At 71.2% G+C, this 14,171-nt stretch carries 14 protein-coding genes; 8 read left to right on the forward strand and 6 right to left on the reverse strand.

Features of this window, described 5'->3' with window-relative positions; genetic code table 11:
- Window positions 1-31: 31 nt before the first annotated feature.
- Window positions 32-1,534 (reverse strand): alpha-L-fucosidase, encoded by a 1,503-nt coding sequence (locus tag ACGFIM_RS03885; protein WP_393194141.1) that lies wholly within the window; start codon window positions 1,532-1,534, stop codon window positions 32-34.
- Between the two features lie 111 nt (window positions 1,535-1,645).
- Between ACGFIM_RS03885 and ACGFIM_RS03890 the strand changes: the two genes are divergently transcribed.
- Both ACGFIM_RS03890 and ACGFIM_RS03895 read left to right on the forward strand, forming a co-directional pair.
- On the forward strand, window positions 1,646-1,963 hold the full coding sequence (locus ACGFIM_RS03890; protein WP_393194144.1) for a hypothetical protein: 318 nt from the start codon (window positions 1,646-1,648) through the stop codon (window positions 1,961-1,963).
- 18 nt (window positions 1,964-1,981) lie between these two features.
- Window positions 1,982-2,275 carry a hypothetical protein gene (locus ACGFIM_RS03895; protein WP_393194147.1) on the forward strand — a complete coding sequence of 98 codons (294 nt, stop codon included), beginning with the start codon at window positions 1,982-1,984 and terminating at the stop codon, window positions 2,273-2,275.
- A gap of 34 nt (window positions 2,276-2,309) precedes the next feature.
- Here the strand turns inward: ACGFIM_RS03895 and ACGFIM_RS03900 are convergent, their stop codons facing one another.
- Window positions 2,310-2,915, reverse strand: coding sequence for a TetR/AcrR family transcriptional regulator (locus tag ACGFIM_RS03900; RefSeq protein WP_393194150.1), 606 nt, complete (start codon window positions 2,913-2,915; stop codon window positions 2,310-2,312).
- Between the two features lie 83 nt (window positions 2,916-2,998).
- Entirely contained in the window at window positions 2,999-3,352 is a 354-nt protein-coding gene (locus ACGFIM_RS03905) for a MarR family winged helix-turn-helix transcriptional regulator (protein ID WP_393194153.1), read from the reverse strand.
- Window positions 3,353-3,423: 71 nt separating this feature from the next.
- On the opposite strand from ACGFIM_RS03905, the gene ACGFIM_RS03910 reads away from it, so the two are divergent.
- The gene (locus ACGFIM_RS03910) at window positions 3,424-3,690 is read left to right on the forward strand and encodes a hypothetical protein (protein WP_393194156.1); all 267 of its coding nucleotides are present in this window, start codon (window positions 3,424-3,426) and stop codon (window positions 3,688-3,690) included.
- A gap of 34 nt (window positions 3,691-3,724) precedes the next feature.
- Here ACGFIM_RS03910 and ACGFIM_RS03915 read toward each other — a convergent pair whose 3' ends face one another.
- Window positions 3,725-3,856 carry a hypothetical protein gene (locus ACGFIM_RS03915; RefSeq protein ID WP_393194159.1) on the reverse strand — a complete coding sequence of 44 codons (132 nt, stop codon included), beginning with the start codon at window positions 3,854-3,856 and terminating at the stop codon, window positions 3,725-3,727.
- 196 nt (window positions 3,857-4,052) lie between these two features.
- A complete protein-coding gene (locus tag ACGFIM_RS03920) occupies window positions 4,053-6,479 on the reverse strand; it encodes a glycoside hydrolase N-terminal domain-containing protein (RefSeq protein WP_393194162.1) in 2,427 nt (808 codons plus the stop codon).
- A gap of 395 nt (window positions 6,480-6,874) precedes the next feature.
- Between ACGFIM_RS03920 and ACGFIM_RS03925 the strand changes: the two genes are divergently transcribed.
- The 3 genes from ACGFIM_RS03925 to ACGFIM_RS03935 all read left to right on the forward strand — a co-directional run bounded on the left by ACGFIM_RS03925 (window position 6,875) and on the right by ACGFIM_RS03935 (window position 10,609).
- Window positions 6,875-8,236, forward strand: a complete 1,362-nt coding sequence (locus ACGFIM_RS03925; RefSeq protein ID WP_393194165.1) for a glycoside hydrolase family 43 protein — start codon at window positions 6,875-6,877, stop codon at window positions 8,234-8,236.
- A gap of 34 nt (window positions 8,237-8,270) precedes the next feature.
- Window positions 8,271-9,908, forward strand: a complete 1,638-nt coding sequence (locus tag ACGFIM_RS03930; RefSeq protein ID WP_393194168.1) for a glycoside hydrolase family 27 protein — start codon at window positions 8,271-8,273, stop codon at window positions 9,906-9,908.
- A 137-nt stretch (window positions 9,909-10,045) separates the two neighbouring features.
- Window positions 10,046-10,609, forward strand: coding sequence for a DJ-1/PfpI family protein (locus ACGFIM_RS03935; RefSeq protein WP_393194171.1), 564 nt, complete (start codon window positions 10,046-10,048; stop codon window positions 10,607-10,609).
- Between the two features lie 51 nt (window positions 10,610-10,660).
- On the opposite strand, the gene ACGFIM_RS03940 is transcribed toward ACGFIM_RS03935, so the two are convergent.
- Window positions 10,661-12,220 carry a PHB depolymerase family esterase gene (locus tag ACGFIM_RS03940; RefSeq protein ID WP_393194174.1) on the reverse strand — a complete coding sequence of 520 codons (1,560 nt, stop codon included), beginning with the start codon at window positions 12,218-12,220 and terminating at the stop codon, window positions 10,661-10,663.
- 212 nt (window positions 12,221-12,432) lie between these two features.
- On the opposite strand from ACGFIM_RS03940, the gene ACGFIM_RS03945 reads away from it, so the two are divergent.
- Both ACGFIM_RS03945 and ACGFIM_RS03950 read left to right on the forward strand, forming a co-directional pair.
- The gene (locus ACGFIM_RS03945) at window positions 12,433-12,951 is read left to right on the forward strand and encodes a MarR family winged helix-turn-helix transcriptional regulator (RefSeq protein WP_393194177.1); all 519 of its coding nucleotides are present in this window, start codon (window positions 12,433-12,435) and stop codon (window positions 12,949-12,951) included.
- Between the two features lie 242 nt (window positions 12,952-13,193).
- Window positions 13,194-13,796 carry a superoxide dismutase gene (locus tag ACGFIM_RS03950; RefSeq protein WP_393194180.1) on the forward strand — a complete coding sequence of 201 codons (603 nt, stop codon included), beginning with the start codon at window positions 13,194-13,196 and terminating at the stop codon, window positions 13,794-13,796.
- Window positions 13,797-14,171 lie beyond the last annotated feature (375 nt).

The following is a 14,171-nucleotide window of genomic DNA, read 5'->3' on the forward strand; positions in this document are numbered from 1 at the left end:
GGGCCCGGCCGCCGGCAGGCGGACGGCGGGCTCAGCGCGGCAGGGGACCGAGGTCGATGCGGTGGACCTGCGCCGCCGACTCGATCACCAGCGCCCGCTCCTCCTGCCGCCAGGCCACGGGCCGCCCGTCGCCGAGCGCGCGCACCCCGGTGATCTCCCGGTCGAGCAGCCCGGATGAGCGCCCCAGACGGCGCAACACCACCGGGCCGTCAGGGCGGGCGAGCGCGATGGCGTACAGGGACGTGCCGGTGGCGGTGTAGCGGATGTCCTCTGCGGTCATCGCGCCGCCCTCGTTGAAGCCCTGGGCCTGCAGCGCGGGCGGATCTTCCGCCGACGGGCCCTCGCCGAACACCTTCCACGGGACGGTGTCGAAGATCGCCTCACCGTTGACCGCGAGCCAGTCGCCGATGCCGGCCAGGATCGCCCGCTCGTCGTCGTCGATCTCGCCGTCGCCGGTGAGCGGGACGCTGAGCAGGAGGTTGCCGTTCTTGCTGACCACGTCGGCGAGCATGCCGGCCACCTGCGCCGCGCTCTTGTAACCGTGCTCGGCGAGCCTGCGCTCGTCGTAGTGCCACGAGCCCAGGCAGGTGCAGGTCTGCCAGGGCTCCGGCTCGATGCGGTCGCTCGCGCCGCGCTCGACGTCCCAGGTGAGGGCGCGCCGCTGCCGCTCGTCGAGGATCTTGCCGCAGACGACCATGTCCTCGCTCAGGTTGTACAGCTCGGCCGCGATCTCCAGGCCGATCGGGCCGCACTGATGCAGCGGCAGCACGGTGTCGTCGAAGTACACCAGGTCCGGCCGGTACGTCTCGGCGAGCTGCAGCGTCCTGGCTTTGAAGTTCGCCTGGTAGGCGGCGTCCGGCCGGTGCTCCAGGGCGGGCCAGTCCCAGTGGCGGCCGACGGTCTCCGGCCGGTCGAAGCCGGGGACCGGCCGGTGGCGCTGGACGTACAGCTCCTGCGGATCGAGCCCCTCCCACCAGGTGCCCGCGCCGTCCTCCTTGGTCAGCCGCCCGTCGTACGGCACGCCCGCCATCGGCCCGTCGGGGTCGGCGCCCTGGCTCGGCTCGTACCACGACCAGGCGTGCGCCGCGTGCACGCTCACCCCGAACCGCAGCCCCTGCCCGCGCGCCGCCGCGGCCCACTCCCCCACGATGTCGCGGCGCGGTCCCACCCTGACGGAGTTCCACGCGTGGTGCGGGCTGTCCCACAGGTCGAGGTTGTCGTGGTGGTTGGCCATGGCCACGAAGTAGCGGGCGCCCGTGCGGGCGTACAGGCCGAGCAGTTCCTCAGGGTCCCAGCGGGCCGCCTTCCACTCGTTGATGACGTCTTTGAACCCGAACCGCGACGGATGCCCGTACCGCTCCAGATGGAACCGGTAGGCGTCGGTGCCCGGCAGGTACATGTTCCGGGCGTACCAGTCCCCGAACCCCGGCTGGCACTGCGGCCCCCAATGTCCCCACAGCCCGAACTTGGCCTTCGGGAACCACTCCGGCGTCTTCCGCTCCTCCAACGACTCCCACGACGGCGTGAACCGCACGGCTCTCCTCACTCTTCGTCCGGCTGCCCCAAGGTGGCGGTGCGTGAGCCAGGTACACCATCGCACAGGCGTTCCGCGCGGCCGGCCGGACCTCCATTCGACGAGCCCGGCGTGCACGCGTACGGCGCATGGCGCGTCTACGCCGACTCCGTCGAGGCCGGCACCCACATCGTGGACAGGGTGGACAGGAAGGACAACGGTCACGTCTACGAGGTGTACTGGGTCACGTCGGAGGACAGCGCCCTGGAGTACCCGCGCCGCCGGGACGTCCGCCACGAGGGCCACTATGTGATCGTGGAGACGCCGCGCCGCAACCTCGGCCGCGACATGATCATGATTTTCGACGAGGCCGACGGCTCCTTGATCGAGATCCCCGAACGCACACCGCTTCCGCGGCCGACGGCGTCGCCGACCCACTGCGCCCGCTGAGGCTACCCGGTCTTACCCGTGACCGACGTGGCGCCCTCCTCCTGCGACGACCCGGACTTCGGCCACCCCTGGCACACCGCGGACTTCGGGTGGAGCGCCGAGCGGGTGATCCTGTCCGGGGCGGGATACCGGTGCACGCAGTGCCGCAGCGCCGCCTGCCGGGCCTGCTACGACGCCACGGGCGGCGCACAGACGACGATCACGCGCGGCTTCGTGCGGGGAGAGGACGACGGGCGGTCGCATCCCTCCGACGCGATCCTGATGCGCCTCTGCTGGATCTGCGGGAGCCCCGTCACGATCCTCCACGACTGATCGGCCCCTCCGCTCGCCGGCGTCGCGCCCTATGTCATGCCTCAGGCGCGTGCGCGCCGCCGCCGGGTTGCGGGCGCAGGCCGTCCATCATGACCGTGACGAAACCGGCGGCGAGTTCCGGGGAGCTCTCGCTGGAGCGGGCGATGGCGTAGGTCGCCTCGCCCAGCAGGGCGGTGGTGACGGCGGGGTGGATGTCCGTCCTGATCGCGCCGGCGTCGCGGGCGCGGCCGAGCAGGGCGTGCAGGGCGTCGCGGAGCTCGGTGCGCAAGGTGGCGGTCAAGGGGAGCTGCAGGCCCTCGAGCTGCTCGCTCATCACCCAGTGGGCGGCCTGGAAGTCGATCAGTTCCAGGAGGAACGCGCGCAGCGCCGCGCCCGGATCGTCCTCGGCCAGGGCTTCGCGGGCGCGCCGGATGAGCGGTTCGAGCAGGTCGGCGGTGGCGGCGTCGATGAGCGCGTCCTTGGTGCCGAAGGCACGTACGACCGTCGCGGCCCCCAGCCCGGCCTGGCGGGCGATGGTCTCCACGGTGAGGGTCGCGCCGGGCCGGACGAGCAGCGTCTTGGCCGCTTCCAAGGCGAGGTTCCTGTTGCGTATCGCGTCCGCCCGGCGCGGCTGCTGCTGGGCCGCCTTGGGGGTTGACATCTGGAACGCCCTCCCACCTCAAGAAATGGAACAATTATTCCAGTTGAACGCTATCGACCTGGGGCAACCGGCGCAAGCATGGCTCACGCCTCGCCGAGGACGCGGCGCAGGGCGGTGGTGGCGGCGGCGAACTCGGCGTCGTTCAGCAGCGTCGAGCCCCATTCGAGCAGCGGCCGCCGCGCCTGGCGGATGCGGACGGCCATCTCCTCCCCATGCTCGGTGAGCGTGAGCCGGACGTGGCGGCGGTCGTGCGCGGACGGCTCGCGGTGGACGAGCCCGGCGGCGTGGAGGCGGTCGACGAGCTTGCTGGGGTTGCCGGTCTCGGCGACGATGCGGGCGCCGAGCTCGCCGAGGGTGAGCGGCTGGGCCCCGGCGATGTCAGGGTCAGGCCCCGGCGATGTCAGGGTCAGGGTGGTGGCGGCCGGGGTCGGCGCCACGAACGTGATGGCGCGCAGGGGCGAGTACCTGTTCCAGCGCAGGCCGGCCGTTCAGTCCCGGCTACGAGCTGGTGGGCGAGGTGGTCGACCACGGCGTCGGCGAGCCGCCGCCCTGGCCGGCGGCCGGGGCCAGGGTCGCCGCCTGCCTGCCCAGGATGGGCGGCTACATCGAATACGCGAACGTGCCCGTCCGGCTGCCGGCCCCCGTACCCGACGGGCTGGACACTCTGGAGGCCGCCGCGCTGCCGCTGGACTACCTGACCGCGCTGAGCCTCCTCGACCGGCACGGCCGGGCCGCCCCGGCGACACCGTCCTCATCCAGGGCGCGACGGTGGTGAGCACGCCGCTCGGCTTCCTCGTCCTCCCCCAGTGTCAGTCGAAGAGGTGGCGGTGGGCGCGGGACCAGGCGAGCCTGCCGCGCAGGTCGTCCGGATGCCCGTCGGCGACCCAGCGAACCTGGGGCTGACGCCCGGCGGCGCGGGGCAGCGCAGCCAGCGCAGGCACTCTTCGCCGCCGCGGAACGGGCGACGTACTCGAGCGCGACCCGTGCGCCGGGGGCGTCGCCCTGGGCAGGGCGCGGAGGACCTCCTCGTCGGACGTCGTCGCCCGCTCGGGGATCTCCGGCCGGGACGGCCCGGCGCGCGGCGAGGATGCCGTCGCCGGCCGCGACCCTTGCGTCAGGGACGCCCTGGCGCGAGGGTCAGGAGGTCACGGTGATGCGGTACGTGCGGCCCGCGCGGCCCGGCAGGGCGATGACGTCCTGCTCGGGGCGCTCGACGGTCACGGCGCGGCCGGTCCTGGTGTCGCTCACCTCGACCTTGCCGGTGAAGGCGCGGCTGCGGACGTTCACCGTCGCCGTGCGGTCGAAGCCGATGCGGACCTCGGTGGCCGCGCCGGACCGCCAGGTGGCGTCCACCGTGTGGCCGCCGCGTCCGCGCAGCCCGCGCACCTCGCCGTTCGGCCAGGCGGGCGGCAGGGCGGGCAGCACGTGCAGCTCGCCGGTGTGGCTGTGCAGCAGCATCTCGGCGATGCCGGACGTGGCGCCGAAGTTGCCGTCGATCTGGAACGGGGGATGCAGGTCGAACATGTTCGGCGCGAGCCGGTCCGTGCGGACGAGGAGGCGGAGCAGCTCGTGCGCCCGGTCGCCCTCCTCCAGGCGCGCCCAGTAGTTGATCTTCCAGGCGAGCGACCAGCCGGTGCCGTCGTCGCCGCGCAGTTCGAGCGTGCGCCGGGCGGCCTGGTGCAGCTCGGGGGTGCCGCGCTTGGTGATCTGGTTGCTGGGGTGCAGACCGTAGAGGTGGGAGACGTGCCGGTGGTCGGTCTCGGGCTCGATCCAGTCGTACAGCCACTCCTGGATGTTGCCGCGCGAGCCGATCTTCATGGGGGCGAGCCGGTCGCGGGCGGCGAGCACCTTGTCGCGGAAGTCCGCGTCGACGCCGAGGAGGTCGGCGGCCTTGGCGCAGCCGTCGAACAGGTCGCGCAGGATCTGGTTGTCCATCGTCGGCCCCGCGCAGACGCTGACGTCGGGGTGGTGCGCCTGTTCGGGCGAGTTGGACGGGTTGGTGACGAGGTAGCCGAGGTTCGGCTCTTCGACGAGCGTGTCGAGGAAGAACTGCGCCGCGCCCTTCATGGCCGGGTAGTGCTCGCGGAGGAACCCGAGGTCGCCGGTGAAGGCGTAGTGGTCCCAGATGAGGGTGGCCAGCCAGGCGCCGCCGGTCTGCCACATGCCCCAGAACGCGCCGTCCACGACCGACGTGCCCCGCCAGGCGTCGGTGTTGTGGTGGGTCACCCAGCCGCCGGCGTCGTACTGCGCCTTGGCCGTACGGGCGCCGCTGACCGCCAGCTCGTCGATCAGCGTGAAGACCGGCTCGAAGCACTCCGGCAGGTTCGTGGTGTCGGCCGGCCAGTAGTTCATGGGCAGGTTGGCGTTGATCGTGTACTTGGAGTCCCACGCCGGTTCGAGCGAGTCGTTCCAGATGCCCTGCAGGTTGGCCGGTTGCGTGCCGGGCCTGGAGGAGGAGATCAGCAGGTAGCGGCCGAACTGGAACAGCAGCACGGAGAACTGCGGGTCGTCGGTGCTCGCGTGCTGCGCGATCCGCACGTCGGTGGGCTGGTCGGCGGCCGCGGTGCGGCCGAGGTCGAGGCTGACGCGCTCGAACAGCCGCTGGTAGTCGGCGACGTGCCGGCTTCTCAGGTCGTCGTACGCTCTGCCCGCGGCGGCGTCGAGGTGACCGCGGGCGATGCCCTCATGGTCGCCGCTGACGTCGCGCCAGTCGCGGTAGCTGGAGCCGATGGAGATCAGCAGCGTGACGCTGTCGGCGCCCCGCACCTGGAGGGTGCCGTTCGCGCTGCTGACGGTGCCGCCCTCGGCGACGGCGCGGGCCAGGGCGAGGAACTTGACGGAGCCCTTCAGCCCCTCCATGTCGCCGGAGACGCCGTCGAGCGCGACGGTGGCGGCGTCGGGGCTGGTCAGCGTCGTCCGCTGGGGGCTGGTGAACGTCGCGGAGAACGTGATCGAGCCCGGCTGGTCGGCGGTCAGGCGGACGGCGATGACCTGGTCGGGGGCGCTGGCGAACACCTCGCGCCGGTGGCGCACGCCGTTGCGCAGGTAGGACACGCCGGTGATCGCGGTGGTGAGGTCGAGGTAGCGGTGGTACTCCGAGACGGCGGCGTCGCCGGGGAAGGTGAGCTGCAGGTCGCCGACGGTCTGGTACGCGAGCTGCCCGGCGGGGCTGCCGAGCATGGCCTCGTCGATGAGGGCCTGGGCCTGGCTCCACTGCTCCTGGAAGACGAGCTGCCTGATCCGGTCCAGCGCCTGGGCGCCCTTGGGGTTGCTCTGGTCGTACGGGCCGCCCGCCCAGACGGTGTCCTCGTTGAGCTGCAGCCGCTCGGTATCGGTGTTGCCGAACACCATGGCGCCGAGGCGGCCGTTGCCGATGGGCAGGGCGCGCAGCCAGTCGGTGCCGGCGCTCTCGTCGTACCAGAGGGCGAGGTCGTGGGCGGCGCGCACCTCGGGAGGCGGCGCGACGGCGGCTCTCGCGGTGGCCGTCCAGGACAGCGGGAACATCGCGGCGCCGGCGCCGACGGCGCCGAACTTCAGAACTTGCCTTCGCGATACATCGGACATCTGGTGATCGTCCCCCTTGGGGGTCGCAGGCTTACGGGGGCGCGCCGGCTTCCTGGAGGAAGGTAAAGCGGCATGACTGTGCGCGTCAACCGGGAGATCGCGCATCGGACAGGAAACCGGCACCCGGGAGACCCGGCGACCGGGCGGTACCTAACATCGGATCTCTGCCGACCCGAACCTGCTCCGCCTTGAAAGTTTCACGCCCGCGGGCGGCGCGCGGTGATCTCTCCTGGCGCGAAATCCCAGGCGAGAAGGCGTGGCCTCCGCGACGCCTCCGGGGGCCGGCGGCCGTCGTCATTGACTCCGCCAGGGGCCTCGGCTGTACTCCGCGGCAGGAGCTTCACGTACCCGCTTGATGTTAGCGCTAACAGCACCTGTCACAAGGGAGACCATCGGTGAAACCCGTCCTGCGCACGGTCCTGTGCATCATGGGCCTGCTGCTTCCCAGCGTGCTGTTCCCGTCCGCGGCCGCCGCCGACAACCCGATCGTGCAGACCATCTACACGGCCGACCCCGCACCCCTCGTCTACGACGGCCGCCTCTACGTCTACACCGGCCACGACGAGGACGGCTCCACGTGGTTCACGATGCGCGACTGGCGCGTCTACTCCACCACCGACATGGCCAACTGGACCGACCACGGCTCGCCCATGAGCCTGGAGACGTTCGCCTGGGCCGACGACAACGCATGGGCGGGCCACGTCGTCCACCGCAACGGCCGTTTCTACTGGTACGTGCCGGTGCGCCACCGCGCCACCGGGTCGATGGCCATCGGCGTCGGGGTCTCCGACAGCCCGACGGGCCCGTTCCATGACGCCCTCGGGCACCCGCTCGTCAACAACAACGAGATCGACCCGAACGTCTTCATCGACGACGACGGCCAGGCCTACCTGTACTGGGGCAACCCGAACCTCTGGTACGTCCGGCTGAACCCGGACATGATCTCCTATTCGGGCAGCCCGACGCAGATCCCGCTCACCACATCCGGGTTCGGCACGCGTTACGGCAACTCCGACCGCCCGACGCTCTACGAGGAAGGCCCCTGGGTCTTCAAGCGCAACGGCCTGTACTACATCGTCTTCGCCGCCGAGTGCTGCTCGGAGTTCATCGGCTACTCGACCGCGCCCACCCCGACCGGCCCGTGGACGTACCGGGGCACGATCATGCCGACCCAAGGCAGCAGCTTCACCAACCATCCGGGCGTCATCGACTACCGGGGCGGCTCGTACTTCTTCTACCACAATGGCGCACTCCCTGGCGGAGGCGGTTTCACCAGGTCGGTGGCCGTGGAGCAGTTCACCTACAACGCCGACGGCACGTTCCCCACGATCAACATGACCACCGCGGGGCCGCCGCAGATCGGCACGCTCGACCCGTACACCCGCCAGGAGGCCGAGACGACCGCGTGGGCCCAAGGCGTCGAGACGGAGCCGTCCAGCGAGGGCGGCATCAACGTCGGCTACATCGAGAACGGCGACTACCTCAAGGTCAAGGGCGTCGCGTTCGGCGACGGCGCGTCCTCCTTCACCGCCCGCGTGGCCTCGGCCACCGACGGCGGCCAGATCGAGCTGCGGCTCGACGGCCCCACCGGCACCCTCGCAGGCACCTGCACCGTCCCCGGCACCGGCGACTGGCAGAGCTGGACCTCGGTGACCTGCCCGGTCTCCGGCGCGACCGGCACGCACGACCTCTACCTCCGCTTCACCGGCGGCAGCGGCTACCTGTTCAACGTCGACTGGTGGCGCTTCACGCGCTGACCCGCCCCGTACCCCCCACTGTGGAGAGACCTCGATGACCAGGAAACGAACCCGCATCTCCCTCGCCCTGACCATGCTGCTGACCATGACGGCGGGCGCCGTCGTGACAGGGCCGCCCGCCCAGGCGCTGGACAACGGCGTGGGCCGCACCCCGCCGATGGGCTGGAACACCTGGAACACCTTCGGCTGCAACATCAACGAGACGCTGATCAAGGAGACGGCCGACGCGCTCGTCAGCAACGGCATGCGCGATCTCGGCTACGAGTACGTGGTGGTCGACGACTGCTGGTTCGCGCCCGAGCGCGACTCGGCCGGCAACCTGCAGGCCAACTCGTCCAGGTTCCCCAGCGGCATGAAGGCGCTCGGCGACTACCTGCACGCCAGGGGCCTGAAGTTCGGCCTCTACCAGGGGCCGCTGGACCGGACCTGCGCCCAGTACTTCGGCAGCTACCCGGGTGCGACCGGCAGCCTCGGCCACGAGGAGCAGGACGCCCGGCAGTTCGCCGCCTGGGGCGTCGACTACCTCAAGTACGACTGGTGCTCCCCCACCGGCACCATCGACGACCAGGTGCGCACGTTCGCGAAGATGCGCGACGCGCTGGCCGCCACCGGGCGGCCGATCCTCTACAGCATCAACCCCAACAGCATCCACGAGAAGACCGGTCCGCAGCGTGACTGGGGCGACGTCGCCAACATCTGGCGCACGACCGAGGACATCACGAACGCCTGGGACACGGGGCAGACCAACGGCTACCCGATGGGCATCAAGAACATCGTGGACGTGAACGTGCCGCTCGCGGGCAACGCCCGGCCGGGGGGATTCAACGACCCGGATATGATGGTCGTCGGCCGCGGCGGCATGAACGACACCGAGATGCGCAGCCACTTCGCGCTGTGGGCGATCATGGCGGCCCCGCTGATCGCCGGGAACGACGTCCGCAACATGGACGCCGCGACCTCGGCGATCCTGAAGAACGCGAACCTCATCGCCATCAACCAGGACCCGCTCGGCCTGCAGGCCGTCCAGGTCGCCTTCGACGGCACGCGCCGCGTGCTGGCCAAGCGGCTGAGCAACGGTGACGTCGCGGTCGCGCTGTTCAACCAGGGCGGCTCCACCACCACGATCAGCACCACGGCCTCCGCCATCGGCCTGACCGGCGGTCCGTTCACGCTGCATGACGCCTGGACGGACGCCGTCACCACGACGACCGGCACCATCTCGGCGAGCGTCCCCGCACACGGCACCGCCGTCTTCCGCGTCAGCGGCGGCACCCCCGCCCCGCCGCCCGTCCGCATCCGGGGAGAGGGCTCGGGCCGCTGCCTCGACGTGGAGGAAGCCTCCCAGGCCAACGGCACCCCCGTGATCATCTGGGACTGCCACCAGCAGGCCAACCAGCAGTGGTCCGAGACCGCCGACGGCGAGCTGCGCGTCTACGGCGGCAAGTGCCTGGACGTCGAGGAGGCCGGCACCGCCGACGGCACCCCGGTCATCATCTGGGACTGCAACGGCCAAGACAACCAGAAGTGGCGCTTCAACAGCGACGGCAGCATCACCGCGGTCGGCGCGGGCAAATGCCTGGACGTGGCGGGCAACGCCACCGCGAACGGCAGCCGCCTGCAGATCTGGACGTGCACGGGCGCGGCCAACCAGCGCTGGTCCCGCATCTCGTGACGCGTTCCCGTCGAAGCGCACGAGCGGAAGCCCGCCGCCTCACCCGGGAGACGGCCGAATCGGAGCACGAGGCCGAGGTCTGCCCTTTCCGGCGCGGGCGGACTAGGCTCAACGGAAGGGAGAACAAGGAGTGAGCCATGGCACGTGTGCTTGTTCTGGCCGGTGATGCGGCGGAAGAGCTCGACACCATGTACCCCGTCTTCCGGCTGCGCGAGGGAGGGCACGAGGCGGTCGTGGCCGCCCCCACCACCCGCGCGCTGAAGCTGGTCGTCCACGACTTCGAGCCCGGGTGGGACGCCTACACCGAAAAGCCCGGCCACCAGCTCCAGGTGGATCTCGCGTTCGGCGACGTACGCCCGGAGGAGTACCAGGGGCTGGTGATCCCGGGCGGGCGCGCGCCGGAGTACATCCGCACCGATCCCCACGTCGGACCGATCGTGCGCCACTTCTTCGAGCGCGGCCTGCCGGTGGGCACGATCTGCCACGGCCCGCAGGTGCCGGCGGCGTTCGGGCTGCTGCGCGGGCGCAGGACGGCGGCGTTCCCGCCGCTGAAGACCGACATGGAGCTGGCGGGAGCCACCTTCGTGGACGCGCCCGACGTGGTGGACGGGCCGATGGTGTCCTGCCGGGGCTGGCCTGACCTGCCGGACTGGTCGCGCGCCTTCATGCGCGTGCTCGAGGGCGCGAGTGTGACGGTCTAGACGGCCTCCCCGATCACGGCCCCGGCCGGCGGGGCCGTGATCGGGGAGCGGTCAGGCGCAGGTGTAACCGGACGGCAGCGCGGTGTCGCCGTCCGGCCTGCTGACCTGGAAACCGACGCTGGTCGTCGCGGCTCCCGGCGCGAGCGTGCCGTTGTGGCCGACGTTCTTGACCGTGACGGTCTGCCCGCTGGTGGTGACGTCGGCGTTCCACGAGCCGGTCAGCGTGTGACCGGCGGGCAGGGTGAACGTGACGGTCCAGCCGGTGATCGTGGCATCACCGGTGTTGGTGATGGTGAGCGGCTGGATGACATAGCCGTTCCCCCACTCGGACTGCACGGTCGGGACGGCCGAGCAGGTGCCGTCGCTCGGCTCCCCTTCCAGGGTGGTGATCTCGACGGTCTCGGAGACCGGTGAGACGTTGCCGGCGGCGTCGCGCGCCCGGACCTGGTAACGGTAGGTCGTGTCCGGGGTCAGGCCCGTGTCGGTGTACGAGGTCGTGGCCGAGGTGCCGACCTGGGCGAAGGTCCCGCCCGACGCGCCCGGTGCGCGCAGGATGTCGTAGCCGGTCACGCCGGTGTCGTCCGTGGAGGCGGTCCACGTCAGGGTGGTGCCGGTCGCGGTGGTGTCCGAGGCGGTGAGCCCGGATGGGGCCGTGGGCGGCGTGGTGTCGTTCGAAGCGGTGGTCAGGCCGAAGAACTCGATGGCGTAGCGGGCCATACCGGACTGCGGGAGCACATGGCCCGCGCCCTGGATGCTGTACGCCTCCACCAGCACGGTGCCGGACGCGTCGGCGTAGCGGCTGCGGCTCCAGCCGGCCTGCGGGGTGTCGGTGTCGGTCGGGGTCTGGCCGAGCCCGAACACGTCGGTCCACTGCTCGATCGACTCGCCCAGCAGCGAGTACGGCACGAGGGGGTCGGCGGTGCCGTGCCAGAGCTGGATGCGCGGGCGGACGCCGGAATAGCCGGGGTAGACCTGGCGTACCGCGTCGCCCCACTGCTGGGGTGTGCGGTCCATGCCGCCGCCGGTGCACCTGCTGCTGCCCGGCGGGTAGTCGGAGGCGCCGGCGAAGCAGTCGAACGGCACGCCCATGAAGGACGCGCCCGCCTTGAACACGTCCGGGTGGACGGCGAGCATGTGCTGGGTCATCATGCCGCCGGAGGAGCTGCCGGTCGCGAAGACCCGGCCGGGGTCTCCGCCGTAGGTCCGCTCGACGTAGTCGATCATGGAGAGGATCGAGTCGGGGTCGCTGCCGCCGCCGCGCCGTTTGGCCGCGTCCGACCAGGTGTCGAAGCAGTTGCCGAACCCGGCCGACTGGGTGGCGGTCGGGTAGATGACGATGAAGCCGTACTGGTCGGCCAGGGAGGCGAACTCGCTGCCCTGGTAGAAGCCGGGGCCGGAGCCGCCGCAGCCGTGCATGGCGACCACGATCGCGGGCGAGGCGGGCCGCGAGTCCGGTACGTAGACATGCATCTGCATGTTGCCCGGGTTGCTGCCGAAGTTCGTCACCTCGACGAGGCTCGCGGCGGCGGCCGGTGAACCGGTCACCACGGTCATGACGGCGAAGAGCGCCGCGGCGCATGCGGAGGCCAGCGCGGTGGTTAATCGTGTCATTCGCGGTCCTTTTCTCCGTGTCAGCGTGTGAATCCGGGTTGCGCGGAAAATAAAAGCGCCGCGGCCCAGCGTCAATGGTCGCCCGAGGCGCGCGTTCACGTGATCTCGCGGGGAGAGTCCGTTGCCGCTGGTTATCAAGTACCTTGACATCAAGGTCCTTGATACAAGTTCAAGAAACTTACATCCGAGCGCGGGCGCGATATCGTCGCCTGGTGACCGATCCGGCTGTCCCCGCGGCCACCGCGCCGCACGCACCGCCGCCCCACGTGAGCTACCTGGTGTTCCGCTTGGAACGCCGCATCCGCGCCTGCCTCGACGAAGCGCTCGCCCGGCACGGCATCACGACGACCGAGTACATGGCGCTCAGCGAGTTACGCCTGCGCGACGCTCCCTCGTCGGCCGACCTCGCCCGCATCGCCTTCGTCACCCCGCAGGCGATGAACCTCGTCATCCGCGATCTCGAAAAGCGCGGCCTGATCGCCCGCGAACCCCACCCCGACGGCGGGCGCGCCCTGCGTACCCGCCTCACCCCTGAAGGGCTGCGCAAGCTACAGCGCTGCGACCGCTCGCTCGACGACATCGAAGCCGTCATGCTCGCCGGCGTCGACGCCACCGACCGCAGGAGGCTCGCCGAGACGCTCACCGCCTGCGCCCGGGCCCTGCACCCCGACAGCCATCCCCTGCCTCCCGCCCTGCGAAGCGCGGAGAACCCACCTCCGCCCAAGCCGTAGCCACCCACCCTCCGCGGGCCGGCCAACCGTGCATGGGCCGCACCCCACCACCGCAAGCCGCACCCACCCTTGGCAGGGGCATCCCACCCTCCACGGGCCGGCCTGCCGTCGGCGGGCAGCGCTGCGCCGGTTCGGGCCCGTCCGCCTTCAACGCCTTCGGCGCGCCACCCCGAGACAAGAGCCAGTTGCTTCGCTATTGTTCTTGCAACTGATTTGCAAGTAGGAGTGAGGAGCAACAGGCCATGGGCCAGTACACGCTTCCCGACATGCCGTACGACTACGCGGCGCTGGAGCCCGCGATCACCGGCGAGATCCTGGAGCTGCACCACGCCAAGCACCACGCCGCCTACGTCAAGGGCGCCAACGACACCTTGGAGCGGCTGGCGGAGGCCCGCGAGAAGGGCGAGTTCGGCGGGCTGGTCGGGCTGGAGAAGACGTTCGCGTTCAACCTGTCGGGCCACGTTCTGCACAGCATCTTCTGGCAGAACCTGTCCCCCGACGGCGGCGACCGCCCGGACGGCGACCTCGGCGCGGCCATCGACGAGCACTTCGGCTCGTTCGAGGCGTTCAAGAGGCAGCTCACCACCGCCACCACCACCGTGCAGGGCTCGGGCTGGGGCGTGCTGGCCTGGGAGCCGCTCGGCCGCCGCCTGGTCGTCGAGCAGGTCTACGACCACCACGGCAACGTCGGCATGAACACCACCCCGCTGCTCGTCTTCGACGCCTGGGAGCACGCCTACTACCTGCAGTACCGCAACGTGCGCCCGGACTACGTCGAGAAGCTGTGGGACCTCATCAACTGGGACGACGTCATCGCCCGCTACGAGGCCGCGCGCGGCGCCTGACGCGCCCGAAGACGGCGGCGCCCGCCCGGCCCGAGCTTGGTCCGTGGGGCCGGGCGGGCGCCGCATCCCTCATGCGCGAGCCCTCTCATGCGCGAGCCCCCTCATGCGCGAGCCCCCTCATGCGCGCGCAAGCCCCTCCATGCGCGAGGCGGGGAGGGGACGGATGCGGTCGGCCGCCACAGGTGGAGGCGCGGCGCTCGCGAGGCCGGGGGCGGCACCCATCCTGCGGGCGGCGAGCGCGCCGCGCGCAGGACTTCGCGACCGGGACGGCGGTGGTCGGCCGCGTCAAGGGCCTCCCGCTGTCTCGGTCTCGGCGCTTACGCCGAGGTTCGTGCTCTGGTTCTCGATCGCCGGGCGTCGCCGGCTGGGCCGCGC

Origin of the sequence: Nonomuraea sp. NPDC049309 (assembly GCF_043196965.1) — a bacterium.
In the GTDB taxonomy this organism is placed as follows: domain Bacteria; phylum Actinomycetota; class Actinomycetes; order Streptosporangiales; family Streptosporangiaceae; genus Nonomuraea; species Nonomuraea fastidiosa.

What these genes read in the sequence shown, in the direction of transcription:
- ACGFIM_RS03900 (WP_393194150.1), bottom strand. Translation starts at nt 2,915, where the DNA reads ATGTCAACCCCCAAGGCGGCCCAGCAGCAGCCGCGCCGGGCGGACGCG.
- ACGFIM_RS03950 (WP_393194180.1), top strand. Translation starts at nt 13,194, where the DNA reads ATGGGCCAGTACACGCTTCCCGACATGCCGTACGACTACGCGGCGCTG.
- ACGFIM_RS03920 (WP_393194162.1), bottom strand. Translation starts at nt 6,479, where the DNA reads ATGTCCGATGTATCGCGAAGGCAAGTTCTGAAGTTCGGCGCCGTCGGC.
- ACGFIM_RS03930 (WP_393194168.1), top strand. Translation starts at nt 8,271, where the DNA reads ATGACCAGGAAACGAACCCGCATCTCCCTCGCCCTGACCATGCTGCTG.
- ACGFIM_RS03940 (WP_393194174.1), bottom strand. Translation starts at nt 12,220, where the DNA reads ATGACACGATTAACCACCGCGCTGGCCTCCGCATGCGCCGCGGCGCTC.
- ACGFIM_RS03935 (WP_393194171.1), top strand. Translation starts at nt 10,046, where the DNA reads ATGGCACGTGTGCTTGTTCTGGCCGGTGATGCGGCGGAAGAGCTCGAC.